Source organism: Paenarthrobacter sp. TA1.8, from assembly GCF_048595705.1.
Lineage (GTDB): Bacteria > Actinomycetota > Actinomycetes > Actinomycetales > Micrococcaceae > Arthrobacter > Arthrobacter nitroguajacolicus.
On the sequence record NZ_CP184287.1, the window covers coordinates 920,362 to 946,474 of the forward strand.

General features: G+C 62.4%; 26 protein-coding genes and 1 tRNA gene. 18 read left to right on the forward strand and 9 right to left on the reverse strand.

What is annotated here, in order from left to right; all coding sequences use genetic code 11:
• The first annotated feature begins 42 nt into the window (after positions 1-42).
• The 6 genes from ACNAOT_RS04525 to ACNAOT_RS04550 all read left to right on the forward strand — a co-directional run bounded on the left by ACNAOT_RS04525 (position 43) and on the right by ACNAOT_RS04550 (position 5,789).
• Positions 43-2,313: a carbon starvation CstA family protein gene (locus ACNAOT_RS04525; protein WP_420180187.1), complete on the forward strand. Its 2,271-nt coding sequence runs from the start codon at positions 43-45 to the stop codon at positions 2,311-2,313.
• A gap of 15 nt (positions 2,314-2,328) precedes the next feature.
• Positions 2,329-2,520 carry a YbdD/YjiX family protein gene (locus tag ACNAOT_RS04530; protein WP_091465449.1) on the forward strand — a complete coding sequence of 64 codons (192 nt, stop codon included), beginning with the start codon at positions 2,329-2,331 and terminating at the stop codon, positions 2,518-2,520.
• Positions 2,521-2,611: 91 nt separating this feature from the next.
• Positions 2,612-3,265 carry a bacterial proteasome activator family protein gene (locus ACNAOT_RS04535; RefSeq protein ID WP_364307956.1) on the forward strand — a complete coding sequence of 218 codons (654 nt, stop codon included), beginning with the start codon at positions 2,612-2,614 and terminating at the stop codon, positions 3,263-3,265.
• An 8-nt stretch (positions 3,266-3,273) separates the two neighbouring features.
• Complete coding sequence (locus tag ACNAOT_RS04540) at positions 3,274-3,714, forward strand: hypothetical protein (RefSeq protein WP_420180188.1); 441 nt, start codon at positions 3,274-3,276, stop codon at positions 3,712-3,714.
• A 138-nt stretch (positions 3,715-3,852) separates the two neighbouring features.
• Positions 3,853-4,692 (forward strand): aldo/keto reductase, encoded by an 840-nt coding sequence (locus tag ACNAOT_RS04545; RefSeq protein ID WP_420180189.1) that lies wholly within the window; start codon positions 3,853-3,855, stop codon positions 4,690-4,692.
• Between the two features lie 140 nt (positions 4,693-4,832).
• Entirely contained in the window at positions 4,833-5,789 is a 957-nt protein-coding gene (locus ACNAOT_RS04550) for an Lrp/AsnC family transcriptional regulator (protein ID WP_420180190.1), read from the forward strand.
• Here the strand turns inward: ACNAOT_RS04550 and ACNAOT_RS04555 are convergent.
• Positions 5,770-7,218, reverse strand: a complete 1,449-nt coding sequence (locus ACNAOT_RS04555) for an amidase (RefSeq protein WP_420180191.1) — start codon at positions 7,216-7,218, stop codon at positions 5,770-5,772. The genes ACNAOT_RS04550 and ACNAOT_RS04555 overlap by 20 nt on opposite strands.
• A gap of 274 nt (positions 7,219-7,492) precedes the next feature.
• Here ACNAOT_RS04555 and ACNAOT_RS04560 point away from each other — a divergent pair, with 274 nt between their 5' ends.
• The 5 genes from ACNAOT_RS04560 to ACNAOT_RS04580 all read left to right on the forward strand — a co-directional run bounded on the left by ACNAOT_RS04560 (position 7,493) and on the right by ACNAOT_RS04580 (position 13,076).
• Positions 7,493-8,239 (forward strand): DUF5058 family protein, encoded by a 747-nt coding sequence (locus ACNAOT_RS04560; RefSeq protein ID WP_420180192.1) that lies wholly within the window; start codon positions 7,493-7,495, stop codon positions 8,237-8,239.
• A 50-nt stretch (positions 8,240-8,289) separates the two neighbouring features.
• A complete protein-coding gene (locus ACNAOT_RS04565; RefSeq protein WP_420180193.1) occupies positions 8,290-9,021 on the forward strand; it encodes a hypothetical protein in 732 nt (243 codons plus the stop codon).
• Between the two features lie 87 nt (positions 9,022-9,108).
• A complete protein-coding gene (locus ACNAOT_RS04570) occupies positions 9,109-10,338 on the forward strand; it encodes an amidohydrolase (RefSeq protein WP_420180194.1) in 1,230 nt (409 codons plus the stop codon).
• Positions 10,339-10,358: 20 nt separating this feature from the next.
• Positions 10,359-11,576 carry a CaiB/BaiF CoA transferase family protein gene (locus ACNAOT_RS04575; RefSeq protein WP_420180195.1) on the forward strand — a complete coding sequence of 406 codons (1,218 nt, stop codon included), beginning with the start codon at positions 10,359-10,361 and terminating at the stop codon, positions 11,574-11,576.
• Positions 11,577-13,076 carry a carboxyl transferase domain-containing protein gene (locus tag ACNAOT_RS04580; protein ID WP_420180196.1) on the forward strand — a complete coding sequence of 500 codons (1,500 nt, stop codon included), beginning with the start codon at positions 11,577-11,579 and terminating at the stop codon, positions 13,074-13,076.
• 301 nt (positions 13,077-13,377) lie between these two features.
• Here ACNAOT_RS04580 and ACNAOT_RS04585 read toward each other — a convergent pair whose 3' ends face one another.
• Together ACNAOT_RS04585 and ACNAOT_RS04590 are read right to left on the reverse strand one after the other, a co-directional pair.
• Positions 13,378-13,644 (reverse strand): helix-turn-helix transcriptional regulator, encoded by a 267-nt coding sequence (locus ACNAOT_RS04585; RefSeq protein ID WP_420180197.1) that lies wholly within the window; start codon positions 13,642-13,644, stop codon positions 13,378-13,380.
• A gap of 141 nt (positions 13,645-13,785) precedes the next feature.
• Positions 13,786-13,858: transfer RNA gene (locus ACNAOT_RS04590), tRNA-Thr, on the reverse strand.
• A gap of 233 nt (positions 13,859-14,091) precedes the next feature.
• Between ACNAOT_RS04590 and ACNAOT_RS04595 the strand changes: the two genes are divergently transcribed.
• Complete coding sequence (locus ACNAOT_RS04595; RefSeq protein WP_420180198.1) at positions 14,092-14,838, forward strand: HAD family hydrolase; 747 nt, start codon at positions 14,092-14,094, stop codon at positions 14,836-14,838.
• Here the strand turns inward: ACNAOT_RS04595 and ACNAOT_RS04600 are convergent.
• From ACNAOT_RS04600 to tmk, 3 genes are read right to left on the reverse strand one after another with little or no spacing between them, the layout of a single operon-like run.
• Positions 14,835-16,472, reverse strand: a complete 1,638-nt coding sequence (locus ACNAOT_RS04600; RefSeq protein WP_420180199.1) for an alpha/beta hydrolase — start codon at positions 16,470-16,472, stop codon at positions 14,835-14,837. The two genes, ACNAOT_RS04595 and ACNAOT_RS04600, sit on opposite strands and share 4 nt — an antisense overlap.
• An 8-nt stretch (positions 16,473-16,480) precedes the next feature.
• The gene (locus ACNAOT_RS04605) at positions 16,481-17,632 is read right to left on the reverse strand and encodes a DNA polymerase III subunit delta' (protein ID WP_420180200.1); all 1,152 of its coding nucleotides are present in this window, start codon (positions 17,630-17,632) and stop codon (positions 16,481-16,483) included.
• Positions 17,629-18,327 (reverse strand): dTMP kinase, encoded by a 699-nt coding sequence (gene tmk / locus ACNAOT_RS04610; protein WP_420180201.1) that lies wholly within the window; start codon positions 18,325-18,327, stop codon positions 17,629-17,631. The genes ACNAOT_RS04605 and tmk overlap by 4 nt, the downstream gene beginning before the upstream one ends.
• A 73-nt stretch (positions 18,328-18,400) precedes the next feature.
• Here tmk and ACNAOT_RS04615 point away from each other — a divergent pair, with 73 nt between their 5' ends.
• Together ACNAOT_RS04615 and ACNAOT_RS04620 are read left to right on the forward strand one after the other, a co-directional pair.
• On the forward strand, positions 18,401-19,585 hold the full coding sequence (locus ACNAOT_RS04615; protein ID WP_420180202.1) for a trans-sulfuration enzyme family protein: 1,185 nt from the start codon (positions 18,401-18,403) through the stop codon (positions 19,583-19,585).
• 10 nt (positions 19,586-19,595) lie between these two features.
• A complete protein-coding gene (locus tag ACNAOT_RS04620; protein WP_017198060.1) occupies positions 19,596-19,937 on the forward strand; it encodes a DUF2516 family protein in 342 nt (113 codons plus the stop codon).
• A gap of 21 nt (positions 19,938-19,958) precedes the next feature.
• Here ACNAOT_RS04620 and ACNAOT_RS04625 read toward each other — a convergent pair whose 3' ends face one another.
• Positions 19,959-20,780 (reverse strand): class I SAM-dependent methyltransferase, encoded by an 822-nt coding sequence (locus ACNAOT_RS04625; RefSeq protein WP_420180203.1) that lies wholly within the window; start codon positions 20,778-20,780, stop codon positions 19,959-19,961.
• Positions 20,781-20,891: 111 nt separating this feature from the next.
• Between ACNAOT_RS04625 and ACNAOT_RS04630 the strand changes: the two genes are divergently transcribed.
• Positions 20,892-21,638 (forward strand): phosphoglyceromutase, encoded by a 747-nt coding sequence (locus ACNAOT_RS04630; protein ID WP_420180204.1) that lies wholly within the window; start codon positions 20,892-20,894, stop codon positions 21,636-21,638.
• A 136-nt stretch (positions 21,639-21,774) separates the two neighbouring features.
• Here ACNAOT_RS04630 and phoU read toward each other — a convergent pair whose 3' ends face one another.
• On the reverse strand, positions 21,775-22,428 hold the full coding sequence (gene phoU, locus ACNAOT_RS04635) for a phosphate signaling complex protein PhoU (RefSeq protein WP_017198057.1): 654 nt from the start codon (positions 22,426-22,428) through the stop codon (positions 21,775-21,777).
• A gap of 199 nt (positions 22,429-22,627) precedes the next feature.
• Here phoU and ACNAOT_RS04640 point away from each other — a divergent pair, with 199 nt between their 5' ends.
• Both ACNAOT_RS04640 and ACNAOT_RS04645 read left to right on the forward strand, forming a co-directional pair.
• On the forward strand, positions 22,628-23,905 hold the full coding sequence (locus ACNAOT_RS04640) for a sensor histidine kinase (protein WP_218649592.1): 1,278 nt from the start codon (positions 22,628-22,630) through the stop codon (positions 23,903-23,905).
• Entirely contained in the window at positions 23,902-24,582 is a 681-nt protein-coding gene (locus tag ACNAOT_RS04645; protein ID WP_091465482.1) for a response regulator transcription factor, read from the forward strand. The genes ACNAOT_RS04640 and ACNAOT_RS04645 overlap by 4 nt, the downstream gene beginning before the upstream one ends.
• Before the next feature lie 200 nt (positions 24,583-24,782).
• On the opposite strand, the gene ACNAOT_RS04650 is transcribed toward ACNAOT_RS04645, so the two are convergent.
• Entirely contained in the window at positions 24,783-25,325 is a 543-nt protein-coding gene (locus ACNAOT_RS04650) for a hypothetical protein (protein WP_178993436.1), read from the reverse strand.
• Positions 25,326-25,618: 293 nt separating this feature from the next.
• On the opposite strand from ACNAOT_RS04650, the gene ACNAOT_RS04655 reads away from it, so the two are divergent.
• Positions 25,619-26,101, forward strand: a complete 483-nt coding sequence (locus ACNAOT_RS04655; protein ID WP_011690592.1) for a CarD family transcriptional regulator — start codon at positions 25,619-25,621, stop codon at positions 26,099-26,101.
• Positions 26,102-26,113: the final 12 nt, after the last annotated feature.

The window sequence follows — 26,113 nt, forward strand, 5'->3', positions numbered from 1 at the left end:
GCGTTCGTGCCACGGCAGCGCAGCAGTTCTCAAGGAGGAGATATGGGCAAGATTCCTGACCAGGCCGGACTCGTGGAAGGACTGGATCCTACGCTGCCTGCACCGGCTGTTGACGACTCGGTGCGCGAAGCGGAAGAACGCAGGTGGACCCCCGCCAAGATCGGTCTTTGGGTTGCTATCTCCTTGCTGGGAGCAGTGGCGTGGTTCATGCTCGCCCTGGTGCGCGGTGAAACCGTCAACGCCATCTGGTTCGTTTTCGCCGCTGTCTGTACGTACCTGATCGGCTACCGCTTCTACTCCAAAGTCATTGAGCGTTACCTGCTCAAACCGGACGATCGCCGCGCTACCCCTGCCGAGTACAAAGCCGATGGCAAGGACTACGTCCGTACTGACAGGAACGTGTTGTTCGGCCACCACTTCGCCGCCATTGCCGGTGCCGGACCGTTGGTGGGACCCGTCATCGCGGCCCAGATGGGCTACCTTCCCGGCACTATCTGGATCATCATCGGCGTCGTTCTTGCAGGCGCCGTACAGGACTACCTGGTCATGTTCTTCTCCATGCGCCGCGGTGGCCGTTCACTCGGCCAGATGGCGCGCGAGGAACTTGGCGTTATCGGTGGTACGGCAGCCCTCGTGGCCACGCTGCTCATCATGATCATCATCGTGGCCATCCTTGCCCTGGTGGTGGTCAACGCCCTCGGTGAGAGCCCGTGGGGCGTGTTCTCGGTGGGTATGACCATCCCCATCGCGTTGTTCATGGGTGTCTACCTGCGCTTCATCCGGCCGGGCAAGGTGATGGAGGTGTCCATCATCGGCTTTGTGCTCCTGATGGCGGCCATCATTGGAGGCGGCGCCGTCGCCGGTACCGAGTGGGGCGCGGCCTTCTTCCACCTGGACAAGGTCACCATTGCCTGGGGCATCATCGTTTACGGGTTCATCGCCGCAATCCTGCCGGTCTGGCTGCTGCTGGCTCCGCGTGACTACCTCTCCACCTTCATGAAGATCGGCGTGATCGTGATGCTCGCGCTGGCCATCATCGTGGTGCGTCCGGAAATCACCGTCCCGGCGTTCAGTGAGTTCGCCAGCCGGGAGAACGGCCCGGTGTTCTCCGGTGCCCTCTTCCCGTTCCTGTTCGTCACGATCGCTTGTGGCGCCCTGTCCGGGTTCCACGCACTCATCTCGTCGGGAACCACCCCCAAGCTGATTGAGAAGGAACGGCAGACCCGTTTCATCGGTTACGGCGGAATGCTGATGGAATCCTTCGTGGCCATCATGGCCTTGGTGGCTGCGATCTCCATCGACCGTGGTATCTACTTCGCCATGAATGCGCCCCTGGCCCTCACCGGTGGGACCGTGGAATCTGCAGCCCAGTGGGTGAACAGCCTTGGCCTGGCCAATGTCAACATCACCCCGGACGTGCTGGCTCAAACAGCGAAGGACGTCGGCGAGGAAAGCATTATCTCCCGTTCAGGTGGCGCTCCCACGCTGGCAGTCGGTTTGGCCCACATCATGCAGCAGTTCATCGGCGGCCCGGGAATGATGGCTTTCTGGTACCACTTCGCCATCATGTTCGAGGCCCTCTTCATCCTTACCGCAGTGGACGCAGGAACGCGTGTTGCCCGCTTCATGCTGCAGGACTCCATCGGCAATTTTGTCCCCAAGTTCAAGGAAGCCTCATGGCGGCCCGGAGCCTGGCTGTGCACGGCAATTATGGTGGGTGCCTGGGGTGCTGTGCTGCTGATGGGTGTCACCGATCCGCTGGGTGGAATCAACACGCTCTTCCCGCTGTTCGGCATTGCCAACCAGTTGCTGGCAGCCATTGCACTGGCTGTTTGCCTTGCCATCACGGCTAAACGGGGAGTGTTCAAATGGCTGTGGATCGTGGCAGTTCCGCTGACTTTCGCGGCGGTTGTGACCATCACGGCCAGTTTCCACAAGATCTTCTCGCCGGTCCCGGCTGTGGGATACTTCGCCAACAATCAGGCGTTCTCCAAGGCACTGGCTGACGGCAAGACGGAGTTCGGCACGGCCAAGACCGTTGCAGCCATGGAAGCCGTGGTCCGCAACACCATGATCCAGGGCGTGCTTTCGGTGATCTTCGTGACCTTGAGCATCATCGTGATCGTCGCCGCCCTACTGGCAACCATCAAGGCAATCCGCGTCGGCGGCGGTCAGGACCACGAAGACCCGCCTGTACCTTCCAAGGTGTACGCACCGGCGGGGCTCTTCCCGACGGCTGCCGAGAAGACGTTGCTCGCAGAATGGAACGCCCTGCCTGCGGAGAAACGAACACAGAAGGCCGGCCACCGCTAATGAAGGCCGGCACTGATGAATACCGTCGTTAAGGGCCTTCGGGGCTTCGCCACCTACATGGGCTCGCTCATGGGTGCGGACGCGTACCGGAAGTACCTGGAGCATTTTGAAGCTACCGGCCATTCCGGTCCCGCCATGACCGAACGCGAGTTCTGGCGGGACCGGATGGACCGCCAGGACAGCAATCCCCAAGGAAGGTGCTGCTGAGGCGGCATGCGCGACGAAGTTTCGCTACGAACGAAGTCCAAAACCAGGGCCTGGACGGGGGTTCGCGTGGAGCACGTGAGAGTATGAACGAATGAGCGATCTGAACAACATTCAGCCCACGGATGAGGCTTCGGACGACACCCCCGTGGAGGGAACAACGCTGGAAGAGGGCCTCGAGGCGCCCAACGGACAGCAACCCCAGCCGGAAGAGGTGGCGAAGGGCGCCAAACCCAAGGGAGGTAACCTTCACGAACTCGTTGATGAGCCGGCCAAGGTGATGCGGATCGGCACCATGATCCGCCAGCTCCTGGAAGAAGTTAAGGCAGCGCCGTTGGACGACGCTGCTCGCGGTCGCCTTGCTGAGATTCATGAGCGGTCCATCAAGGAACTTGAAGATGGGCTGGCTCCTGAACTCATCGAGGAGTTGGAACGGATCAGTCTGCCCCTCCCGGACGAAAAAGCCCCTTCTGATGCGGAGCTTCGCATTGCGCAGGCACAACTCGTTGGTTGGCTTGAGGGCTTGTTCCATGGCATCCAGGCGGCGATCGCCGCACAGCAAGCTGCCAAAGAGCACGCTGCCGCTCAGATGCAACTCCGTCAGCTCCCGCCCGGAACTGTGATTGCGCCGGGCATCGTCATCGGCGAAAACGGCCAACCGCAGCGGGCGGCTGCACCCGGTGCACCCGGCGCTGCCACCCAGGGCCGCAGGGAAGACCCCGACCACGGTCCGGGTCAGTACCTCTGAGTTCGCAGGTGGGTTTCTTTGGGGCCGTCCGGCAAGGGCGGAAAGACGATCTGGAGCTTGGCAAGGGGCTGTGGCGCCGTGCCCATGACCGTTTTCATCGGGGATTGGATCGGTACCACCAAGTCCTTGAGGGCGTGGATGATGAGCAGCTCTACAACGAGCTCGTGCAAATAGCCAACGAACTCGCCGAGTTGTCGCCTCGGGTCAGGACCATCTGCGTCGAAGCCCAGAAAAGGTCTCCCAGCGACGGCTTGGACGTCCCGGGAGGACTTTCCGGCGTTCACCGGGCCCTATCCAAAGCAGGAAATTCCCTGGCCACTACGGCTGAGGCCGCAGCTATGTTGAGGTTGGCCGTGGGACCCGTGCCAGTGGGCGCGTTGTCCGTTCGACGCCGGGCGGAATCAGTTTTCGAGCAGGTTGCGGATGCGGAGCGTCAACTGGGAGCCTGAAGCGCAACTGCGCTGAATGCAGCGCGTTAGCAACTACCAGCGCACGCCTTTATTCCCTGCATGCAAGAAGTTAAGCGTATAGCTGATCTGCGTAACATTCGGCGCTTTTGGCGACCGCTTGCTGGCAGGATGGCAAACATGACTTCGTCACCAACACTTACTTTCAACGACGGCAACACCATCCCCCAGCTCGGCTACGGGGTGTGGCAAGTTGAAGACGATGTAGCCGAAAAGGTGGTGCGCCAGGCTTTCGAAGCCGGGTTCCGCCACATCGATACCGCCAAGATCTACGGCAACGAGGCAGGCGTCGGCCGTGCCATTGCTTCCTCTGGTCTCTCCGCCGAGGAAATCTTCATCACCACCAAACTCTGGAACGCCGACCAGGGCTACGAATCCACCCTCGCTGCCTTCGAGGAGTCCATGGATCGTCTCGGCCTCGAGACACTGGACCTGTACTTGATCCACTGGCAGCAGCCCAAGCAGGAAAAGTACGTGGACACTTGGAAAGCCCTCATCGAGCTCAAGAAGCGCGGCCGGGTCAAGTCCATCGGCGTCTCCAACTTCACCAAAGAAGGCCTGCAGCACATCATCGATGAGACCGGTGTTGTACCGGCCATCAACCAGGTTGAGCTGCACCCGTTCTTCAATCAGGCCGACCTCCGCGAATTCAACGCTTCCAAGGGCATCCTGACTCAGGCATGGTCCCCGCTGGGCCAGGGTGGCGAGCTGCTCGAAAGCGCTACCGTGGCTGAGATCGCCGCCAAGCATGATGCCACTCCGGCGCAGGTCATCATCGCCTGGCACCTGGCTATCGGCAACGTCGTAATCCCCAAGTCCGTCACGGAGTCCCGCATCCAGGAGAACTTCGCAGCGCTCAACGTGGCACTGGACGCCACCGACGTCGAGGCCATCAACGGCTTGGACCGCGGCGCTGAAGGCCGCATCGGTCCGGACCCGGCAGTCTCCGACTTCGCATAACCCTCGAGTTTTACCGCGGTGCCCCGTCCCCCTTGGGGGCGGGGCACCTGCCGTTAACGCTCGACGACGATACTCACCACAGTGACGAAGTGCGCCGAAGTCTGTGTTGAAATTGATCGACGCGGACGGACGGAGTTGGCATGGTGGCTTTTGACGCATTGGAGCGGCAGATCGTTGCGGCGCTGCAACTGGATCCGCGATGCCCTTGGCGGAAAATCGCTGCCGTTTTAGGGGAAGCGGAGCGCACTGTTGCGCGCCGGGGATCCCAGCTCCTGGAGTCCGGAGCGGTAGCAGTGGTGGGAATCAGGCCAAAGCAAGCGGTGGTGCTGGTGGAGATGCGGTGCATGCCGGGAACGGTGCGGGCAGCCGCCCACGCTCTGTCGCAACGGGCAGACACGACGTTTGTCTACACCACCACCGGAACCGGCGATTGCGTGGCAGAAATCCTCACTGAGCCGGCACGCATGGGTGACGTCTTGTCCGATGAGCTGCCATCTACCCTCGGCTTGCGGGATTCCACCAGCTACCCTGTGCTCCGCTATTTCCGGACCATCAGGGGGTGGCGGCCGGAGATTCTGCCCGCAGACAAGGCGGAGGCCCTCCGCTCGGGTCTCACGCAAGACTCCGGCGTCCTGGTCCCGCGGCAAGACCTGAACCGGCAGGACAACGAGCTCGTTGATGCACTTTGTGCTGATGGCCGGATGAGCTTCGAAGCGCTGGGACGCAGAGTCGGAGTCTCGGAAGCCACTGCCCGCCGACGCAGTGAATGGTTGTTGGCCAATAACCAAGTTCATTTGACGGCGATCGTTGAACCGTCATCTTTCGGCCTGGGTGTCGAAGCACTCCTTTGGATCCGGGCTTCGCCGCAGCATGTTGAGCACGTTGGGCAAAGTCTTGCCGAGCTTCACACTGTCCGTTACGCCGTGGCAATCGCCGGTGACTATCAGATCATGGCGGATGTGACCGTGGAGGATATGACGTCCCTCTACCGTTTCATCACCGACTCGGAGTGGGCTCAGGGCGCAGCCGGCGTAGACGTTTCCATCCTTCTCGACGCCCGCAAACGCGGGGGACGGGTTATGCGCTCGCCGTCGTAAGCGGCGCCGCTTCAGCCGTCATCACGGGGGCAACGGCCGCGTAGCCGGTCTGCTGCTCGAAGGCACGGCCATAACGGAGCAACTGCATATCCGCATAGTGGTTGGTGGCGAGCTGGAGGCCGATGGGCAGGCCTGTGGAGCTGAACCCGGCCGGAACGCTGAGTACGGGAAGTCCCGTCGCGGACAGGAGGCAAGCCGATCGCATCCAGTCCAGGTATGTCTCCGAAGGTACCCCTGCAATGTCAGAGGGGTACCTCAGCGTTGCGTCGAAGGGGAGTACCTGGGCGCAGGGGCTGGCGAAGAGATCGTACCGGCCAAAGAAATCCTGGACGCTCAATTCCAACCGGCTGCGGGCGGCTGCGGTTTCAATCAAATCCCGCGCCGTGAGGGCGAATCCCTTCTCCACGTTCCAGTGCACCTCAGGCTTGATGACATCGCCGGCTCGCTCCAGAATCGGCCCAAGGCCCGCGGCGAAGTCCAAGGCACGGGTGTTGCCGAACACCAGGTCCGCTTCGCTGAAGTCCGGGGTGGCTTCTTCCACGACTGCTCCAAGGCCCTCGTAGACCGCCAGTTGACGTTCCAAATACTCCAGGATTTCGGCTTCCACGGGCACGCCGATGCCAAAGTCGCGGGACCAGCCGATCCGGACTCCCCGCATGTCTGTTTCCAGGCTGGCACGGAAAACTTCGGGATCCAGCCCTGTCGGATGCGGCACGCGCGGATCCTTGCCTGCCGTAACTGACATGAACAACGCAATGTCCTCCACGCTTCGGGCCATTGGTCCAGTCCTCCCCAGCCACGCATAGGCGTTGGCGTCGGACGGCATGGGGATCACCGCCGTCGACGGCCTGAAGCCCACCACATTGCAGAAAGACGCCGGGATACGGAGCGATCCGCCCATGTCGCTGCCGTCGCCGATGCTCTGGACCCGGGCGGCGACGACGGCGGCCACTCCGCCGCTGCTGCCGCCGGCACTCAGGGTGGGAGCGTAAGGGTTGGTAGTGGTTCCGAAGAGATCGTTGAAAGTGTGGGAGCCCGCACCAAACTCGGGAACGTTCGACTTTCCGGTGCTCACCACACCGGCAGCCTTCAAGCGCGCAATGATGAGGTCGTCGGCGGCGGGAACAAAGTCACGCAGGGCGAGTGAGCCCTGGGTGGTACGCATCCCGGCGGTGTTATTGGTGTCCTTGTGTGTCATGGGCAGGCCGTGGAGGGGTGGCAACGCGGCCCCGGAAGCCGTGAGTTGGTCGGCGCGAAGCGCCAGGGCCTGGGCACCCTCCGGGTCGAGGGTTACCACGGCGTTGATTGCGGGATTGACCTCGGAAATGCGCTCCAGGTGATCGGCCAGGGCTTCGCGCGCCGAAACCTTTTTGTCTCGGATGGCTGCGGAGAGTTCGACGGCGGACAGCTCGCCAAGGGTGTCAGGCATGGTGCTCCTTTGCTGGATTGCTACTGCCTGAAAGTGTGCCCGGTCACAGAAAGCGACGGAAGCCTCGAAGCAACCAAAGGCAAGCTTTGACTGATTCGGCCAAACTTGCGGCTGATTCCGTCAGCTATTGCTTGTGATGCGGCTCATAAAGGAGGGTGTTGGTAACCCATTGGCCGATCTGGTCGATGGTAAGGATTAGCCCCCAAGCATACCCAAGCCGCACAGAGTAGTCCGGTTAAGGACCTGTCGAGGGGCCAACACCTGGGAGGTTCCCTTGCACCAACCCCTGGCTCTTCAACCGCTCGCCAACGACGCCACCAACATCATGGCCATCGCCAACAACCCCGTCCTGTGGATCTGCGTGGCAGGCGTCTTCGGCGTGATCATCATTCAGTCCGTTATCTTCATGAAAGCCGCCAGACGGGCTGCCCCCTCCGTGGACATGAGCACGCAGGACATCAAGACGTCCTTCCGCTCCGGCGCTGTATCGGCCATCGGGCCCTCCCTGGCGGTGTGCCTCGTTGCCATCGCTTTATTGGGCCTCTTTGGGGCGCCGGCAGTTCTTGTGCGGATCGGCCTCATGGGGTCAGCGGCCTACGAGGTGTCAGCGGCAAGCATTTCCGCGGGCACGATGGGGGCCAAGCTGGGAGATGCCAGCTACACCCAGAGCGTTTTTGCCGTGGCGTTCTTCGTCATGAGCATTGGTGGCGCCATGTGGATGCTCGCTACCTTGATCCTGACGCCGCTGCTCCGCAAGGGCGACGCCAAGATCCGCTCCGTGAATCCGGCCGCCATGGCGATTGTTCCAGCGGCGGCACTGATTGGAGCGTTCTCCTGCCTCGGGCTCACTGAACTGCCCAAGTCCGGGACACACGTCCTTTCCTTCGTTGTCTCCGCGGCCGTCATGGGGGTGTGCCTTCTGCTGGCCAAGAGACTCGGCAGGAGCTGGCTCCGGGAGTGGGGGCTCGGTTTTTCGATCGTCTTCGGACTGGTCGCCGCCTACTTCGCTGTCGGCGCCTGAGGCAAACGACTGCCGCCGTCATTTCCCTGAGCACGAAAGGAACATCCCCAATGTCTTCCATCACTTCCGCTCCCACCTCCAGCAGCACTGGCATGGCGGACTTCAACCGCACAACCTCCCGCTGGGGCCAGATCACCATGATCGCCGGTCTCTTGATCTCCCTTGCAGGTCCGTTGTACTTGGTGTTCTTCGGCGGCCTGGACATAGGTGCTGCCCAATTGTGGATCGCTTTCGCCGCCGTGGCCGCCACTTTCGGCATTATTTGGATCGTGGAACCCCTCACGTACTACCCGATTTTGGGACCCGCCGGTATGTACCAAGCGTTCATGATCGGCAACATTTCCAGCAAATTGCTCCCCGCGGCACTGATTGCACAAACCAATATCGGTGCAAAGGCAGGCAGCAAACGAGCCGAACTTGCCGCCGTCGTTGCCATCTGCGGAGCAGCAGTGGTGCACCTGTTTTCACTGGCACTCTTCGTGGGATTGTTAGGCACCTGGCTGATCAGCGTCATCCCGCCATCGGTACTGCTCGTCACGCGTCTTTACGTACTGCCCGCCGTGCTGGGCGCTGTCCTGGTGCAGGCCATCGTTTCCATGAAGCAGCCCCGCACCACTGTGTTCGCCCTGGTGGTTTCGGCAGTCGTCGTCTTCGTAGTGCTGCCGCTGGTGCCGTCGCTCGCCATGGTATCCACCGCCATCGCTGTCCTCGGCACCATCCTGCTGGCGTGGTTCTTCCGTGGGGCTCAATCCCCTGCGGCACCTGCAATCCGTGAAGAGTAGCCAAGCCACGCCAGCCTGAATACAGCATCCAAGAGGAAGACAAGACCCATGACTTCAAATACAGCATCCAAGAGGAAGACAAGACCCATGACTTCAACAGTGACCGCCCTCCGACTCGACTCAGACCAGACCACCAAGCTCCATGCCCTCTACCGGCACCTCCACGCACATCCGGAACTGTCCATGCAGGAGTTTGCCACCGCCAAGCTGATCGAGGAACAACTGGACGGCCTTGGCATTGAGCATTTCCGTTGCGGGGGCACCGGCGTTGTGGGGATCCTGCGCAACGGCGCTGGTCCCGTGGTGGCCTTCCGGGCCGACTCGGATGGCCTGCCCATTGAAGAAGCCACCGGCTTGGAATATGCCAGCACCGACACAGGCACCCTGCCGGACGGCACTACGGTCCCCGTGATGCATGGCTGCGGCCATGACACCCATGTGGCCAGCCTGCTGGGTGCCGCCGAAGTGCTTGCCGGCAACCTGAACGCATGGTCGGGGACTCTGGTGTTGATCTTCCAGCCCGGTGAAGAGACTGCCGCCGGTGCACTTGCGATGCTCGACGACGGGCTGTGGGACAAGGCCCCGCGGCCGGAAGTGGTCTTCGGCCAGCACGTTATGCCCCGGCCTGTGGGTACGGTCGACATTTCCAGCGGACCGGTGGCCGCGATGGCGGATTCGCTGAGGGTCACCGTCCACGGCCAGCAGTCGCACGGCTCGCAGCCGCAGGATTCCATCGATCCCATCGTCATGGCCGCGCATATGGTCACCCGGTTGCAGGGCATCGTGTCCCGTGAGCTGGACCCGCGGAAGTCCGCCGTCGTGACCGTAGGGACTTTCCACGCTGGTCTTAAGGAGAACATCATCCCGGCGTCGGCCGAGTTCACCCTCAACATCCGTACCTTCGACGAGGACGTCCGCAGCCAGGTTCTCGCCGCAGTCCGCCGCATCATTGTGGCAGAAGCCGCCGCCTCCGGAGCGCCGCAACCGGACATCGAGGAAATGTACCGCTTCCCGCAGTGCTTTAACGATCCCGACGCCGTTCCTTCCGTTGTGGAGGCCCTGCGACTTGCACTGGGGACCGAAGCTGTCGAAATCACCCCACCGATGATGGGCAGCGAGGACTTTGGGCACTTGGGCACCGCCATTGGAGTGCCTTCCGTGTTCTGGATGTTCGGCGGCACCCCCACAGCCGGCCACGAAGGGCCAGGCCCCGTCCCCGTCAACCACTCACCGTTCTTCGCTCCCGAGCTGGAAGGGTCGCTGGCAGGAGGAGTCTCTGCCGCCGTCGCCGTCCTTCTGTCCCGGCTGGGCAACTGAACTACATATCAAGGAACTCCATGACTTCAGCACTGACAGAAACAGCCCCTGTTCTCCAGGCAGCCGACGGTCCCCTCGCAGGGAGGTTGGTGGTGGACCTCAGCCGGGCGCTCGCAGGCCCGCACGCTGCCATGATGATGGGAGACCTCGGAGCGAGGGTCATCAAGATAGAAAACCCAGGCTCCGGCGATGACACAAGGGGCTGGGGACCGCCCTTTGTGGGACCCGAGGACGAGCCGCAGGCGACGTACTTCATGTCCTGCAACCGCAACAAGGAATCCCTGGCACTGGACCTCAAGAGCGAGGACGGCCAAACCGTCCTCCGCCAGCTCCTGGAGCGGGCCGACGTTGTGGTGGAGAACTTCCGGCCCGGTGTCCTGGAACGGCTCGGCTTCAGCACTGATGCCATGCACAGCATCAACCCGCGCCTGGTCATCTTGTCCATCACGGGCTTCGGCCACGACGGCCCGGAGTCGCACCGCAGCGGCTACGATCAGATTCTTCAAGGCGAGGCCGGGCTGATGTCGCTGACGGGATCCGGTCCTGACGATCCACAGCGCGTTGGGGTGCCCATCGCAGATCTGCTCTCCGGCATGTATGGGGCGTACGGGGTGGTGGCCGCCCTGTTGGAGCGTGAACACACCGGCCGGGGGCAAGTGGTTCGAACCTCGCTGCTGGCATCGCTCGTTGGGGTTCACGCGTTCCAAGGCACCAAGGTCACAGTCGCAGGGGAGGAACCTGAGGCTCAGGGCAACCATCACCCATCCATCGCACCCTACGGCCTGTTCCGATGCCGGGATGGGAGTGTCCAGATCAGTGTCGGCAGCGAAAAGCTATGGGCTGCTTTTACCTCCGCTTTCGGCATCGACACCAACGGCCTCAACACCAACGCCGACCGGGTCCGTAACCGGACCCGCATCATTGAAGTGGTGGAGACCGCGTTCGCAGACTACGACGCAGAGCCGCTGCTCGCCAAGCTTGAAGCCGCCGGAGTTCCTGCCGGTAAAGTGCGCACCCTCAAGGAAGTCTATGAATGGCCGCAACTGGTATCCCAAGGGTTGTTGGTAGACGTCGAGCATCCACGCCTGGGATCTGTGACTTTGCCGGGGCCACCGCTTCGCTTCTTCGACAATGCCGCCGGTGCCGAATCCACCCGCCGCTCCCACACCGCCCCGCCGCTACTGAACCAGCACGGCGACGGTGTCCGGGAGTGGCTGGCCTCAACGGAGGTGGGCTGAATGGCGGCCACTGCCACGCACCGGCGGCTCGGTGCCCACGAACTGCTGGATCACGTCCTCGACGCCGGGACATACGTTTCCTGGGATGGTCCGGTTCGGGGGGTGGCTGGCTCTGCCAACGCCGGGTACGCTGCCGACCTGACCACGGCCCGGGAGAAATCCGGCAGTGACGAATCTGTCCTCACAGGCGAAGGACGCATACGGAACCATCGCATCGCCGTCGTGGTGTCCGACTTTGCTTTCCTTGCCGGGTCAATCGGGCGGGATGCAGCGCAAAGGCTGGTAGCCGCCGTCGAACGCGCCACGGACCTTGGGCTGCCGTTGGTGGCAATGCCAGCATCCGGAGGGACCCGCATGCAGGAGGGAACCAATGCGTTCCTGGCCATGGTGGAAATCGTGGCCGCAGTGCAGGCGCATCGCACTGCAGGACTGCCGTACCTGGTGTACCTGCGGCATCCGACCACCGGCGGGGTCATGGCGTCGTGGGGATCACTGGGGCACGTCACCGCTGCGGAGCCGGGGGCACTGTTGGGGTTCCTTGGACCGCGTGTCTATGAGGCCCTGCACGGTGAAGCCTTCCCCTCCGGGGTCCAGATCGCGGAGAACCTGTTCGATCATGGGCTGGTTGATGCCGTGGTTCCGCCCGAAGGGGTCCGGGACTACTTCGGACGGGTGCTGGACCTTTTGCGGCCGACTGAGGACTTCGTTGGTGCGCAGGCAACCAGCCTCGGCGAACTCTCCGAACCCGTCGAGGGAACTGCCTGGGACTCCGTAGTCCGCTCGCGGGACACTCAGAGGCCATCCACAAGCGAACTCCTTCAACACTCCGCTCGCAGCGTGGTGTTGCTGCGCGGTGCGGGGGATGGCACCAAGGACGACGGAATGCTGGTAGCTCTTGCCCGATTCGGGACCACATCCTGTGTGGTGGTGGGCCATCAACGGAACAATGTGATGGGGCCGGCGTCATTGCGCGATGCCCGACGCGGGATGCGTTTGGCCAAGGAACTCCGCATTCCACTTGTTACGATCATCGACACGCCTGGAGCGGCGTTGTCCAAGGACGCCGAAGAAGGTGGGCTCGCCGCCGAGATCGCCCGGTCCCTATACGACCTCCTCGGCTTGGCAACCCCTACGCTGTCAGTCCTGCTGGGGCAAGGGACCGGGGGAGGGGCACTCGCCCTCCTGCCCGCCGACCGGACCATCGCCGCACGGAACGCCTGGCTCGCCCCGCTCCCACCCGAAGGCGCCAGCGCAATAGTGCACCGGACTACTGTGCACGCCGCAGCGCTCGCAGAGCGTCAGGGCATTACCGCAGCTGCGCTCGCGGCCATTGGCGTGGTGGACATGGTGATGGAGGAGGGCCCTGATGCTGCGGCCGAACCGGTTGAGTTCTGCCGCCGCCTGGGTGACGTGATAGCCGTCGAACTTCACGTCCTGGCCAACCGGGGCAGGACGGATGGCCAAGGGCGCCGCTCCCGGTACCGGGCCCTGGTTGGCTAGGCTGCTGGGGTCATTGCCGCCTTGCCGGGCCGCCGCTCAATAGACTGCTGTTTGTCGCGAGTCCTCATCGTGCATGCCCCAAGCCACACCCTCACGAATCAAGTGTTCCAGAGTTATATAGCCCAGCCGGATCTGCCCGCCAACGGTGTGGCCCGCGTTGTTGCTTGGTGCATAGAGCAGCAAGGTGGGAGCCACATCGTATAGCGGGGCAAGGCGCACTTCACCGCCGTCGAGGAGCGTGAGGGAATAGTAGGTGCGAGCGTACCTGTCCCTCCGGCGACGTTGAGTTTTTTCCTTGGATTCATGGGCGGATCTGAAGCTTCGAGAACCGGGGTACCAGTGCCACGTCCCGGCCGAGAGTCCTGATGGCGTTCATGGCGACCACGAGGGATACGGCTTCTCCTCGCTCCAGCCGGACGATCGTTCCCCTAGTGACCTTTAGCCGCCCGGCAAGCTCCTGCTGGGTCAGTCCGACTTCTTTGCGTGTCTCGCTGATCGCGCGCCCCAGGGAAGGCCCGTCGACAGCGCGGTAGAAGGGGGTCGCCTCAGCGTGTTCAATATTTCGCACATATCGCGGAATTCCCAGTTGTTCAATATTTCGCACATATCGCGAAATTCCGTCAATGTTCGCTATTTCGACCACAGCCGGCGTATGAGCGCAGAAAAGAAGAACCCCCGGAAATCCTTGATTTCCAGGGGTTCTCTACCGAGCTTCCTATCAGAATCGAACTGATGACCTTTTCATTACGAGTGAAACGCTCTACCGACTGAGCTAAGGAAGCACCGCGTTCATCACCGGTTTCCCGGGCGATCACGCAAGACATAACTGTAATAGAGGCACCGCGCCCGGGTCAAAACGAGGGCAGTGGCGGCCGTTGCGGGGATGTTCACCCGCGCGTCGGACCGGGTTCAGGCAGTGGTTTCCCGACAGCCGGAAGCTGGGGAATCAACTGTGGTGAGATCCATCCGCCATGCATACAAGCGAAGTCGCGTAACAAGCTGAAGGAGCCGCTCCATGACCGGGGACGCATTGAACGGGGACGAAATTAGCAGGGACGACAGCCATGCACCGAACCGACTGAGGCTAGCCGTCGTGGACATGGTGGGAACCACCATCACCGATGATGGCCGCACAGAGCGGGCCATGTCCAAGGCACTTGTGGAGCACGGCATCGAACCGGGTAGCACCCGGTTCGAGAGCATGCTCGGCTATGCCCGGGACACCATGGGCTTCTCGAAATTGACTGTCTTCAGCCACCTCTTCGAGGATCCCGCGGTGGCCGAAAGCGCAAACAAAATCTTCGAAAAAACCTATGACGAGCTCATTGAGGACGGCGGTGTGCGCGCCATTGCCGGGGCGGAAGACGCCATTCTGTGGATGCGTGAGTCCGGCATGCAGGTTTGCCTGGCTACGGGATTCGGCCGCCACACACAAAACATGGTGCTTGAATCGCTCGGGTGGATGGGCCTGGCGGACCTTAGCCTCTGCCCTGCCGATGCCGGGCGTGGGCGTCCGTACCCGGACATGATCCTGACAGCCGTGCTGGCACTGGACCTCGATGATGTGCGGGAGGTGGCAGTGGTGGGCGATACCAGCTCGGACATGCTTTCGGGCGTTCGTTCCGGAGCGTCTCTCGTGGCGGGCGTCCTGACCGGCTCGCACTCGGAGGCGACGCTACGCGCGGCCGGAGCCACCGTCGTCGTGGATTCCATCAAGCAGCTCCCGCTCCTGGTGGAGAAGCGGGAAGCTAGGATCCTCTAACATGTGAGGCCGTCCTGCGGCAGCTTTCCGTCTACGAAGTAGTCGTCGACGGCGGTGCTGACGCACGAGTTCGCGCGGCCGTAGGCTGTGTGCCCCTCACCTTCCCACGTGACGAGGGAAGCATTCTCAAGCTGCTTGCGCAGCGACTGGGACCACTCGAGCGGGGTGGCAGGATCACCAGTGGTTCCCACCACCACAATGGGCGCAGATCCGTTGTATTCCACCGGGGCCGGGGTGCGGGTGCTGGGGTAGGGCCAGTCCTTGCAGGTGACACCGCCGTAGGCGAAGAACGCACCGAATGTGGGGGAGTCCTGCAAAAGACGGACTTCCTCCGCCCGCATGCCGGCAGTGTCCGTAACCATCGGATAGTCCAGGCAGTTGATGGCCTGGAACGCGAAAGCGGAATTGGAGCTGTATGTGCCGTTGGGGTCGCGGTCTGCACCCAAGTCCGCAAGCCGCATCATCTGGGAGACGTCACCGGAGAAGGCGCTCTCCAGGGCCTGGGTCAGGGCCGGCCAGCTTTGATCGTTGTAGAGGGGCAGAATGAGGCCGTTGACGAAGTCGTTGGCCGTTACCAAACGCCCGTCCTTGGCGGTTTGGGGATTCTGGTCAACGGCGTTGATGAGATCACGGATTTCCTGCACACCGTTGTCCACGGATCCGCTCAAAGGACACTGTTGTTGTCCCTGGCAGCTGGCCACATAAGTGCGGAGGGCCCTTTCGAAGGCGCGTGCCTGGCCGGCTGTCAGTTCCTCGTTGCTGTTGGCTGGATCCACGGCGCCGTCAAGGACCACGCGGCCCACGTTGTCCGGGAAGAGCGAAGCGTAGGTGGATCCGAGGAACGTGCCGTAGGAGAAGCCCAAGTAGTTGAGTTTGGCATCGTTCGCTACGGCGCGCAGGATGTCCAGGTCCTTGGCGGCGCTCACGGTATCGATATGGCCCAAGACATCACCGGTCTGCTGGGCGCACTGCTCAGCGAAGGCTTTGTTAAAGGCAAGTGCGGCAGCCAGTCCTTCGTCGGTGTTCTTGCGGAACACTTTTTCGCGCGCGGCGTCACGTTCGGCGTCGGTCATGCAGGTCACAGGAGCGGAGCGGCCCACGCCCCGGGGATCAAAACCGACCACATCGTAGTTTGCCCGCAGCTTCTCGGTGAAGTGGGTGTTGCCGGCATCCTTGATGAAATCGACGCCGGAACCACCAGGTCCGCCGGGGTTGACCAGGATGGACCCTTGCTTGTTCCCGGTGCTGGGCAACTTGATGACGGAAAGCGTGATGTCCCCGGACGCCGGATTAGCGTAGTCCTTAGGCACCTGGACCTTGCCGCAGTGGTAGCCATCCTCGCACGAGTTCCACTCCACGGATTGCGAGTAGAACTTTTCCAAGCCTTCAGGAGCTGAGGCAGCGATGGACGGATCAACCGTGCTGGTGGAGGGCTTGGCCGTTGGGGTTGGCAGGAACGGAAGGGTGCAGGCGCTGAGTACCAGCATGGAAGCAAGGGCAACGCATAGCGCCGCAAACCCGCGGCGGGGCCCACGCCCCGCAACACCCCGGCTTGCCGAACCACCACCAGCATCAAGCTGGGCAGACCGGTCCCTTGAAGGGGTACCGGCGGACCGGCGGGGTGCGGACTTCATGCATTCTCCTATTGCTGGATGAGGCTCGTGGCCATGGACTCGACCGCCAATAGCGGCGCCACGTTGGTGGTGGTGATTCGGACACGGGCCTTGTTGATGGCGTCCATCCGGGCCAGGGTGGTTTCCGGCGTTGAATGGCCCGCGAATTCTTCCAGTTCGCTCTTGAGTTCAACGTTGACCAGTTCCACTGCGTTCCCCAATTGGATGATCAGGACGTCCCGGTAAAAGGACAGCAGATCCGTCAGCGTGCGGTCCAACGAGTCAGTGATGGAGCGCTTGGCGCGCCGTTTCTGGTCCTCCTCAAGTTGCTTGACCTGGCTACGCATGGACGGTGGGAGGGTGCCGGATTCGGGAGCACCCAGGCTCGCCAGGAGCGCGATCTTCTCTGCGGCGTCGCGTTCGTCGTTGGAGCTGTTGGCTTCTTCGGTGGCGATCTTGACCAACTTTTCGGCCATCATCACGGCAGCGGTGACGCCTCGCAGGCCAAGCGGGATACGAACGGTATCCATCCGACGTTGCCGCGCATCGGCGTCGCGGGCCAAGCGCCTGGCAATCCCTATATGGCTTTGCGCGGCCCGCGCCGCACGGTCCGCGAGTTGGCGTTCGACGCCGTCGCGCCTCACCAAAAGGTCAGCGACGTCGGAAGCTGGCGGCAGTCGCAGGCTCACGGGACGGCATCGCGAACGGATGGTGACCAGGACGTCGGCGGGGGAGGGCGCACAGAGCATCCAGATAGTCCTGGGAGTGGGTTCCTCGATGGCTTTCAGCAGAACGTTGGTGGTGCGCTCGGCCATGCGGTCAGCGTCCTCCACCACGATGATCCGCCACCGACCAGTGGCTGGCCGGTCGCCTGCTTTGGACACGAGTTCGCGGGCTTCGTCGATGGTGATGGTGACCTTTTCGGTGCGCACGAACGTCACATCCGAGTGCGTCTCACCGAGGATCGTGTGGCATGCCGCGCAGTCGCCGCAGCCACGCATGGTGACGTCGTCCTGCTCGCAGTTCAACGCGGCGGCGAAGGCCTTGGCAGCGTTCGAACGGCCGGATCCCGGCGGGCCGGTGAACAGCCATGCATGGGTAAGTCCGGTCTCACCTTGCGCAGCCTGCTTGAGTTGGGCAACGACGGGTGCTTGCCCTTGGAGATCGTCCCAGACGCTCACGGGCGGTCGCCAGAAACGGTTTCGCTTTCCAACGACGCGGAATTGGCAGGCACGCCGTTGTCAACGAGCAGCGACTCCACCCGCTCCAGGATCCGGGCGGCCAACGTTTCAATGTCGGCCTTGGCGGGCAGCACCAGATAGCTGGTCGGTGAAGCTGCTGCAAGGTCCAGGAAAGCGTGCCGAATGGCGGAATGGAACTCGTCAGGCTCAGACTCCAGCCTGTCCTCGGTGGCGTCCCCTGCGGTGCGGCGTTGGCGACCATCGGAGGGGTCGACGTCGAGCAGTACCGTCAGGTCCGGATGCAGGCCTTCGGTGGCCCATTCGTTGAGTGACAAAATGCCCTCGGCGCCGAGGCCGCGGCCGGCACCCTGATAGGCAACGGACGAATCAATGTAGCGGTCCGTAATGACAACGGTTCCGTCGGCCAGGGCGGGACGAATCACCTGGCTGGCATGGGCTGCGCGAGCGGCCGCGAACATGAGGGCTTCGGTGCGGGGATCGATGGTGCCGTGCCCGTGGTCCAGGACAAGCGAACGCAGTTTCTCTCCGATGGGGGTGCCGCCTGGCTCGCGGGTGCGCAGCACGGAAAGCCCCCGTGACTCGAGGGCGTCCGAGAGCCGGGCTGCCTGCGTGGACTTGCCCGCTCCGTCTCCGCCTTCGAAGGCAATGAAAAGGCCTGGGCTCTTAATACTCACTCGACTAGCCTACCGATCACCGGCATACGAGACGCCTTTTATCCACAGCATTGCCCACGACTACGCTGAAACCATGAGCCTTTCCGATCAGCACGCCGCCGATTTGTCTCCGGAAACCGTCGTAGTTGCAGCCGGCCGCCCTGACCGCGCCCATGACGAGCCGGTGAATCCTCCCATCGTCCTGTCCTCCACATACTTCGGAACAGGCTCGTTAGGCGAAGGAGACCGCGGTTACGGGCGCTACGCGAACCCCACCTGGGATCCCTTCGAGGACGCGCTGGCCAAACTGGAAGGCGCCACCCTACCGGGCCTGCTCTATGCGTCCGGCCTGGCAGCGGTCAGCTCAGCGTTGTCGCTTGTTCCTGCCGGCGGTGTGGTGGTAATGCCCTCGCACAGTTACGCAGGTTCCCTGGTCATGGCCACTGAATTGGCCGAGAAGGGTTTCCTTGAACTTCGCACCGTGGACATCACGGATACGGACGCAGTGAAGGCGCTCATCAGCCCTGAAAGTGGCAAGAACGCGGACCTGCTCTGGCTGGAAAGCCCCACCAACCCGATGCTCGGCATCGCCGACGTCCGCGCGCTCACTGAGGCCGCACACGCAGTTGGCGCGATCGTGGTCACGGACAACACCTTCTCCACGCCCTTGGTGCAGCAGCCCCTCAGCCTGGGTTCCGACGTCGTGCTTCACTCAGTGACCAAGTACCTGGCCGGGCATTCGGACGTTGTCCTTGGCGCGTTAGTGACGTCCAATCCGGAAGTACGCGCAACCCTGCTCCATCACCGGATCATCCACGGGGGTATCGCCGGACCCTTTGAGGCCTGGCTGGCATTGCGCGGCCTCCGTACTTTGGCGCTGCGGATCGAGCGTTCCCAAGCCTCGGCGGCGACCCTCGCTGAACGCCTCAGCAGCCACCCCCGCGTGGAAGCCATCCGATTCCCCGGCCTCCCCACGGATCCGGGACACGAGCGCGCCAAAGAGCAGATGAAGGGTTTTGGTTCCATTCTCTGTATCCAAATCGCCGGCGACGAACAACGCAGCGGTGCCGAAGCCGCTGACGAATTGGTTCGAGAATTGCAGCTCTGGCTTCCGGCGACGTCCCTGGGTGGGGTCGAGTCGCTGATTGAACGCCGACGCCGGCACACGGCCGAGCCGCTCAGCGTTCCGGAGAATCTGGTCCGGTTGAGTGTAGGGATCGAGAACGTGGAAGACCTCTGGTCCGACCTTGAGCAAGCGCTGAAGTCGCTGGACGGTTAGGCTGGAGAGCGTGGACGGAAAATTCTTGATCGCGATTGTCACCAACGCGGTGTACTTCATCCTTGGCTTGGTTGCCCTTGCCTTGGAACTTTGGGCCTTCGCGGACTGCCTGCGCCATAAGCCGACGCTCTTCGTGGCGGCTTCCAAGCGCACCAAGACCTTCTGGCTTGCCCTCACCGGAGTGGCGCTTGCGATCGGCGCACTGACCGTCCTCACCGGCGGCAGCGGCCTGGGGTTGTTCGGCATCGCGGCCGTCACCGCAGCTTGCGTCTACCTTGCCGATGTCCGTCCCGCCGTGCGTGAGGCCGGCAGTGGCGGCAACCGAAATGTCGGCCCGTACGGCCCCTGGTAAAGGCGTTACTGTAAATCGGCCTTAGCGGGGCGCTACGGCGTCCCATGCCACGGTAACTTCGCCTAGACGCCACCTTGCCGGACCATCCTGGAGCGGCCATCCGGCGTCGCGCAGTGAACGGCACATGCCCGTCCAGCGCTGCCGGTTTCCGAACGACGCCAAGGGTGCCGCTTCCAGCCACGCCTTATCCATGGCCTGCAGGAACGCGTGGATCGGTTCGCCCGGCGCATTCCTGTGGATCAGGGCCTTGGGTAGTCGCTCTGCCACTTCCGACGGCAGCTCAAAACTGCCGAACCGCACGGAAAAACTGAGGCTCAACGGGCGCTCCGCATCCAAGGCGACCCACGTGACGCGCCGGCCGATTTCGTCGCAGGTGCCGTCAATGAACAGACCGCCGGGTGCCAGGCGCGACTGCACCAATCGCCAAATCCCGGAGACGTCCGCTTCCTCATACTGCCGCAGCACGTTGAATGCCCGCACCAACACCGGGTCACCGGGTACAGGGACTTCGAAGCCGCCTATATGGAAGCTCAGCCCGGGCCGCTCCAGTGACTTGGCAGTTCGTACGCGCTCCGGTTCAATCTCGATTCCGCAGACCCGGACATCCGGCCGCACGGCTTGCAGCCGTTCGAAAAGCTCGACGGCGGTGGTCGGCGAGGCACCATAGCCAAGGTCCACAACAAGGGGGTCGACGGCGGCGCGCAGCCGCCATGCCTGGGGTCCCGCCAACCAGCGGTCCAAGCGGCGCATGCGGTTGGGATTCGTGGTGCCCCGCGTGATGTTGCCAACCGGCTTTCCGCCCCGACTGCGGGGAGAGCCCACCCGTTCCGCTTTTTGCACCACGGCCCCCACCTTATCCCTGCCTGCTTTATCCCTGCCTGCTTCAGTCCGCGGCGTTCGTTGCCGGACGTAACGCCGGGCAGGGCATGTAACTGCTCGGCTAGGATGAAAACCATGACTTACAAGCTGATTCTGCTGCGCCATGGCCACAGCGAATGGAACGCCAAGAACCTGTTCACCGGTTGGGTGGACGTTGACCTGAACGATCAAGGCCGCGAAGAAGCAGTGCGCGGTGGAGAGCTCCTGGTTGAGAATGCGATCCTCCCGGACGTCCTCTACACCTCGCTCCTGAAGCGTGCCATCAACACTGCCAACATGGCCTTGGACAAGGCCGACCGCGGTTGGATCCCCGTCAAGCGCGACTGGCGCCTGAACGAGCGCCACTACGGCGCCCTGCAGGGCAAGGACAAGGCCCAGACCCTGGCCGAATACGGCGAAGAGCAGTTCATGGAATGGCGCCGCAGCTACGACACCCCGCCGCCGCCCCTGTCCGACGACAGCGAATTCTCCCAGGCACACGACGTCCGCTACAAGGATCTTGGCGACGCCCTGCCGCGCACCGAGTGCCTCAAGGACGTCCTGGTACGCCTGCTCCCTTACTGGGAATCGGACATCAAGGAAGACCTCAAGGCCGGCAAGACCGTCCTGGTCACCGCCCACGGCAACTCCCTGCGTGCCCTCGTGAAGCACCTGGACGGCATCAGCGACGACGCCATCGCCGGGCTGAACATCCCCACGGGCATCCCGCTGGTCTATGAACTGGATGAGGACTTCCAGCCCATCAACCCGGGCGGAACCTACCTGGACCCCGACGCAGCGGCACAGGCCATCCTCGCAGTGGCCAACCAAGGCAAAAAATAAGGCTTCGCGGTTCTTCGCCGGATGCTCGGTCGTTCCTCCCTTAGACGCATTCCGGCCGAAGAACGCGCTGCGCCGCAGTTAAAGGCAGGCGGCCGGTCACCAATGGTGACCGGCCGCCGTCGTAATTAATTCAGGGCTAGAAGCCTTCAGGCTGCCATTCGCCCGTCACCAGGTAGGTGACCTTGCGGGCGACCGAGACGCCGTGGTCGGCGAAGCGCTCGAAGTAGCGGCTTGCAAGGGCAACGTCCACGGTGGTGGAGGGGCTCTCATTCCACTCGGGGGAGGCGATGGCCTTGAAGACGCTGAGGTGGAGGTCGTCCACTGCGATGTTGATCTTGAGGATGTCGCGGGCAACCTCAAGATCGCGGGTCTCCAGAAGTTCAATCACCTTGGCGGTGATCTCGATGTCGTGCTGGGCCATGGCCTTGAAGGTCTGGGTCAGCGAAGCGGGGATCACGGTGGCCGGGTAGCGCAGGCGCGCCAACTGGGCAACGTGGCGGGCAAGGTCACCCATGCGTTCCAGAGACGCGCTCATACGCAGCGAACCCACAATCATACGGAGGTCGCTGGCGACAGGACCCTGCAGGGCAAGGATGTCGATGGCGCGCTCGTCGAGGCTGTTCTGCAGGAAGTCGATCCGGGCATCTGCCGCGATGACGTCCTGGGCAAGATCCACGTCGGCACCTTCGAAAGACGTAGTAGCCTTCGTGATTGCTTCGTGAACCAGCTTGGAGATCTCGATGAGGTCGTCACCTACCTGGGTGAGCTCCTCCTGAAAAACCTTGCGCACTAAGGCGTCCTTTCCTTGGAAATCCTGTTCCCATGATGGGGGTCGGATCTCAAAACCATTGACAGTCCAACCAGTAACTGTGTCAGGGGCCAGTGAACTGTTCGGCTCCTTTAGATGAACGTTAGTTGAACCGTCGGCGTTTGGCGCCGGATCACTGCTTGCCCGTGTTTCCACAGCATAAGCTGGACACGTGGATCCATTGCTCATAGGTGTCGTCGCAGGTCTCGTAGGCCTGTCGTTGGGCGTCTTTGGCATGCTCGCATTCAGGATCAGCGAGCGGCAACGCAGCATCGTGGACCTGGACGTTACTGAGCCCCTGCTTCCTGAGGGCGCGGCGGAAGTACTTGCCGTCGTCGGGCGCGCCTTTGTCGTGGTGGACGCCATCGACGGCGTTGTCCGTGCGAGTCCGGCAGCGTATGCGTATGGCCTGGTGCGTGGCCACACAGTGGTGCATAAGCAACTCCTGGACATGACCGCGAAGGTCCGCCGGGACGGCGTGATCCTGGAGGAACAGTACGAACTCCCGCGTGGCCCGCTGGGCAAGGGCACTATTGTGGTCCAGGTCCGGGCAGCCATGCTCGGTTGGGAATACATCGTGCTTCTGGCCGACGACCGCACTGAGATCACCCGTACCGAGGAGATCCGCAACGACTTCGTGGCCAACGTGTCCCACGAACTCAAGACACCCGTCGGCGCCATCTCGCTCCTGGCCGAGGCCTTGGAAGCGTCGCCTGATGACGAGGAAGCCGTGCGCAGGTTCGCCAAGCGCATGCACAAGGAGTCCGGCCGGCTGGCGGCCTTGGTCCAGGACATCATCGAACTTTCCCGCTTGCAGGGCGCCAACGTTGCCCAGCAAGGTCACGCGGTGGATATCAATACGGTGATCACCGAGGCCGTGGACCGCTCGCAGCTGCCGGCTGAGAGCAAGAATATCCAGATCGTGGTGGGCGGGCACTCTGAGTCGCTGGTTTTCGGCGACCGCGACCTCCTGGTGACGGCCCTCCGCAACCTGATCGACAACGCCATTCGCTATTCACCGGAAAACACGCGTGTAGGTGTCGGCATCCGAACCCGGGAGGGCGTCGTCGCCATCTCCGTCACGGACCAAGGTGAGGGACTGACCCCCGAGGACCAAGAGCGCGTGTTCGAGCGCTTCTACCGCGTCGACGCGGCACGGTCCCGGCATACCGGTGGCACGGGCCTAGGGCTCAGCATCGTCAAGCACGTGGTGTCCAACCATGGCGGCGAGGTAACCGTGTGGTCCCAGCCCGGCCAAGGATCCACCTTCACCATCCGCTTGCCCGAGATGGAAGGACAGGACGACGACGCCGGCCTTCCGGCTTCCGCTGCGGCCGCCTCTTCCGAACTTCCGGCGGCTGCTGCCGCCGTCGAGCCTCATCACGCGATTCAACAACCCCATCACGTGAATCATCAAGGGGGCGCCAGCGGCGCCCAAGAGCAAGGAGCCAGCGCTTGAGCCGGATTTTGATAGTGGAGGACGAAGAGTCCTTCAGCGACCCCCTGTCCTATCTCCTGGGCAAAGAGGGTTTTGACGTCGAGGTAGTGGACAACGGCAGCGACGCCTTGGTGGAATTCGACCGGAACGGTGCCGACCTTGTCCTCCTGGACCTGCAGTTGCCGGGAACGCCGGGCACCGAAGTGTGCCGACAACTTCGCCAGCGTTCCAGTGTCCCCGTCATTATGCTGACGGCCAAGGACTCGGAAATCGACAAGGTTGTTGGCTTGGAGCTTGGCGCGGATGACTATGTCACCAAGCCCTATTCCTCCCGGGAGCTCGTGGCCCGCGTCCGGGCGGTGCTGCGCCGGCAGGGTGAGCCGGAGGAACTTATTACGTCCACCGTGCAGGCAGGACCGGTCCGCATGGACATCGAACGCCACGTGGTGAGCGTCAACGGTGAGCAGGTTTCGCTTCCGCTCAAGGAGTTCGAACTGCTGGAGATGCTGCTCCGCAACTCAGGCAGGGTACTGACACGCGGACAATTGATCGACCGTGTCTGGGGTTCGGACTATGTGGGGGACACCAAGACGCTCGATGTCCACGTGAAGCGGCTTCGCAGCAAGATTGAGCCGGACCCTTCAGTGCCGCGATACTTGGTCACAGTGCGCGGCTTGGGTTACAAGTTCGAGCCGTAGAGCTTTCCTTACCGGCGACGCGCATATTCGTTGGCGCCACGGAAAGCGGTTGACGATGCCCGGATTTGGGTGTCGTCCGCCCGGCCGGGTGGCCCGGGCAAATTTGGGTGTCGTCGGGGTCGGCAGCTACACACACATAAGGAAGGGTCCCGCCGCGGCGGGACCCTTCCTTATGTGTATCGCTTGTGGCTTGCTGCCTGCTAGTGGCCGGCGGCCGGAGCCTCCGAGGACGTAGCCGTGGAAGTCGACGTCGGCGTTGCCGTCGGGGTCGGCGTGGTGGGCAGGTACTTGGCGTACTCGGGCAGCGTGCCGTCAAGCACCGGAACGTTGACGGTAGCTGAGTCGGAACCGCTGCGGACGGTGATCGGGACCAGGCCACCGGGGATGACACCGGCGGTGCTGAGGATCGCTGCATCCGCTGTGTCGTTCAGGAATGTCTCCCCATTGGCCTTGACCGGGATTTCAGTCTGTGCACCGTTGGCACCACTCATGGTGAGGGTCGCGTCGGTGGCGGAGGTGTTGAATACGGCGCCGATAACGCGGCCGGGCTCGTTCTCGCCCGAGGCAACAATCAGGATGTTGCGCAACTGCAGGGGACCGAGATCAGCTTTGATCCCGTCCGATGCCGAGTACTGGTGGGTAGTCTGCTGGGCGTTGACGAATCCACAGCCGGTGACGGACAGAAGACCGACGCCGATTGCAGCCGCCGCAATTGCCAGCTTGCCGCGCTGGACAGGGTTCATCGCAGTATTGCGCACGACACCTACTCCTCAAGAGTCATTGGAACACTTTTCAGCCATAGCCTATCGGCAAACCCCCGGAAATATGGATTCGGGAAGGCTATGTGGCGCCACCAACGAAGGAGATCTTGCTCGCACATTGCTTGCTCCAAGCATCTTTCCCCGAATACGTCAAGACCTTGGAGGAAGTCGTTTAAGGCCTTATTCCCTTTATTGGCGCGGGAGAAGGCCCTGTCCGATGCCAGTCGTATGCCTTAATCGTGATAGACTAATCTGCGGGAAAGGGGAAAGTCCACATGGTTTTTGAGGTCGGCGAGACAGTAGTTTACCCTCACCACGGTGCAGCAAAAATTGAGGAAATCAAGATGCGCACCATCAAGGGCGAAGAGAAGATGTATCTCAAGCTCAAGGTGGCTCAGGGTGATCTGACCATTGAAGTTCCAGCAGAGAATGTTGACCTTGTTGGGGTCCGGGACGTAGTGGGCAAAGAAGGCTTGGAGCACGTATTTGACGTTCTCCGCGCCGAGTTCACTGAAGAGCCTACCAACTGGTCACGTCGTTACAAGGCGAACCTGGAGAAGCTTGCTTCAGGCGATGTCATCAAGGTGGCAGAGGTCGTTCGCGATCTTTGGCGTCGTGATCACGATCGCGGCCTTTCCGCAGGTGAGAAGCGGATGCTGGCCAAGGCGCGGCAGATTCTGATTTCAGAACTGGCCCTGGCTGAGAAGACAGACGAAGAGAAGGCCGCAAGCGTTCTCGACGAGGTCTTGGCTTCCTAAGAATTGAGCCCG

Excerpts from the sequence above, each read along its gene's own strand:
- ACNAOT_RS04655 (WP_011690592.1), top strand. The coding sequence starts at position 25,619 with ATGGTTTTTGAGGTCGGCGAGACAGTAGTTTACCCTCACCACGGTGCA.
- ACNAOT_RS04630 (WP_420180204.1), top strand. The coding sequence starts at position 20,892 with ATGACTTACAAGCTGATTCTGCTGCGCCATGGCCACAGCGAATGGAAC.
- ACNAOT_RS04545 (WP_420180189.1), top strand. The coding sequence starts at position 3,853 with ATGACTTCGTCACCAACACTTACTTTCAACGACGGCAACACCATCCCC.
- ACNAOT_RS04580 (WP_420180196.1), top strand. The coding sequence starts at position 11,577 with ATGGCGGCCACTGCCACGCACCGGCGGCTCGGTGCCCACGAACTGCTG.
- ACNAOT_RS04595 (WP_420180198.1), top strand. The coding sequence starts at position 14,092 with ATGACCGGGGACGCATTGAACGGGGACGAAATTAGCAGGGACGACAGC.
- ACNAOT_RS04615 (WP_420180202.1), top strand. The coding sequence starts at position 18,401 with ATGAGCCTTTCCGATCAGCACGCCGCCGATTTGTCTCCGGAAACCGTC.
- ACNAOT_RS04650 (WP_178993436.1), bottom strand. The coding sequence starts at position 25,325 with ATGAACCCTGTCCAGCGCGGCAAGCTGGCAATTGCGGCGGCTGCAATC.
- ACNAOT_RS04555 (WP_420180191.1), bottom strand. The coding sequence starts at position 7,218 with ATGCCTGACACCCTTGGCGAGCTGTCCGCCGTCGAACTCTCCGCAGCC.
- ACNAOT_RS04525 (WP_420180187.1), top strand. The coding sequence starts at position 43 with ATGGGCAAGATTCCTGACCAGGCCGGACTCGTGGAAGGACTGGATCCT.
- ACNAOT_RS04600 (WP_420180199.1), bottom strand. The coding sequence starts at position 16,472 with ATGAAGTCCGCACCCCGCCGGTCCGCCGGTACCCCTTCAAGGGACCGG.
- ACNAOT_RS04530 (WP_091465449.1), top strand. The coding sequence starts at position 2,329 with ATGAATACCGTCGTTAAGGGCCTTCGGGGCTTCGCCACCTACATGGGC.
- ACNAOT_RS04565 (WP_420180193.1), top strand. The coding sequence starts at position 8,290 with ATGTCTTCCATCACTTCCGCTCCCACCTCCAGCAGCACTGGCATGGCG.
- ACNAOT_RS04570 (WP_420180194.1), top strand. The coding sequence starts at position 9,109 with ATGACTTCAACAGTGACCGCCCTCCGACTCGACTCAGACCAGACCACC.
- ACNAOT_RS04575 (WP_420180195.1), top strand. The coding sequence starts at position 10,359 with ATGACTTCAGCACTGACAGAAACAGCCCCTGTTCTCCAGGCAGCCGAC.
- ACNAOT_RS04550 (WP_420180190.1), top strand. The coding sequence starts at position 4,833 with ATGGTGGCTTTTGACGCATTGGAGCGGCAGATCGTTGCGGCGCTGCAA.
- ACNAOT_RS04535 (WP_364307956.1), top strand. The coding sequence starts at position 2,612 with ATGAGCGATCTGAACAACATTCAGCCCACGGATGAGGCTTCGGACGAC.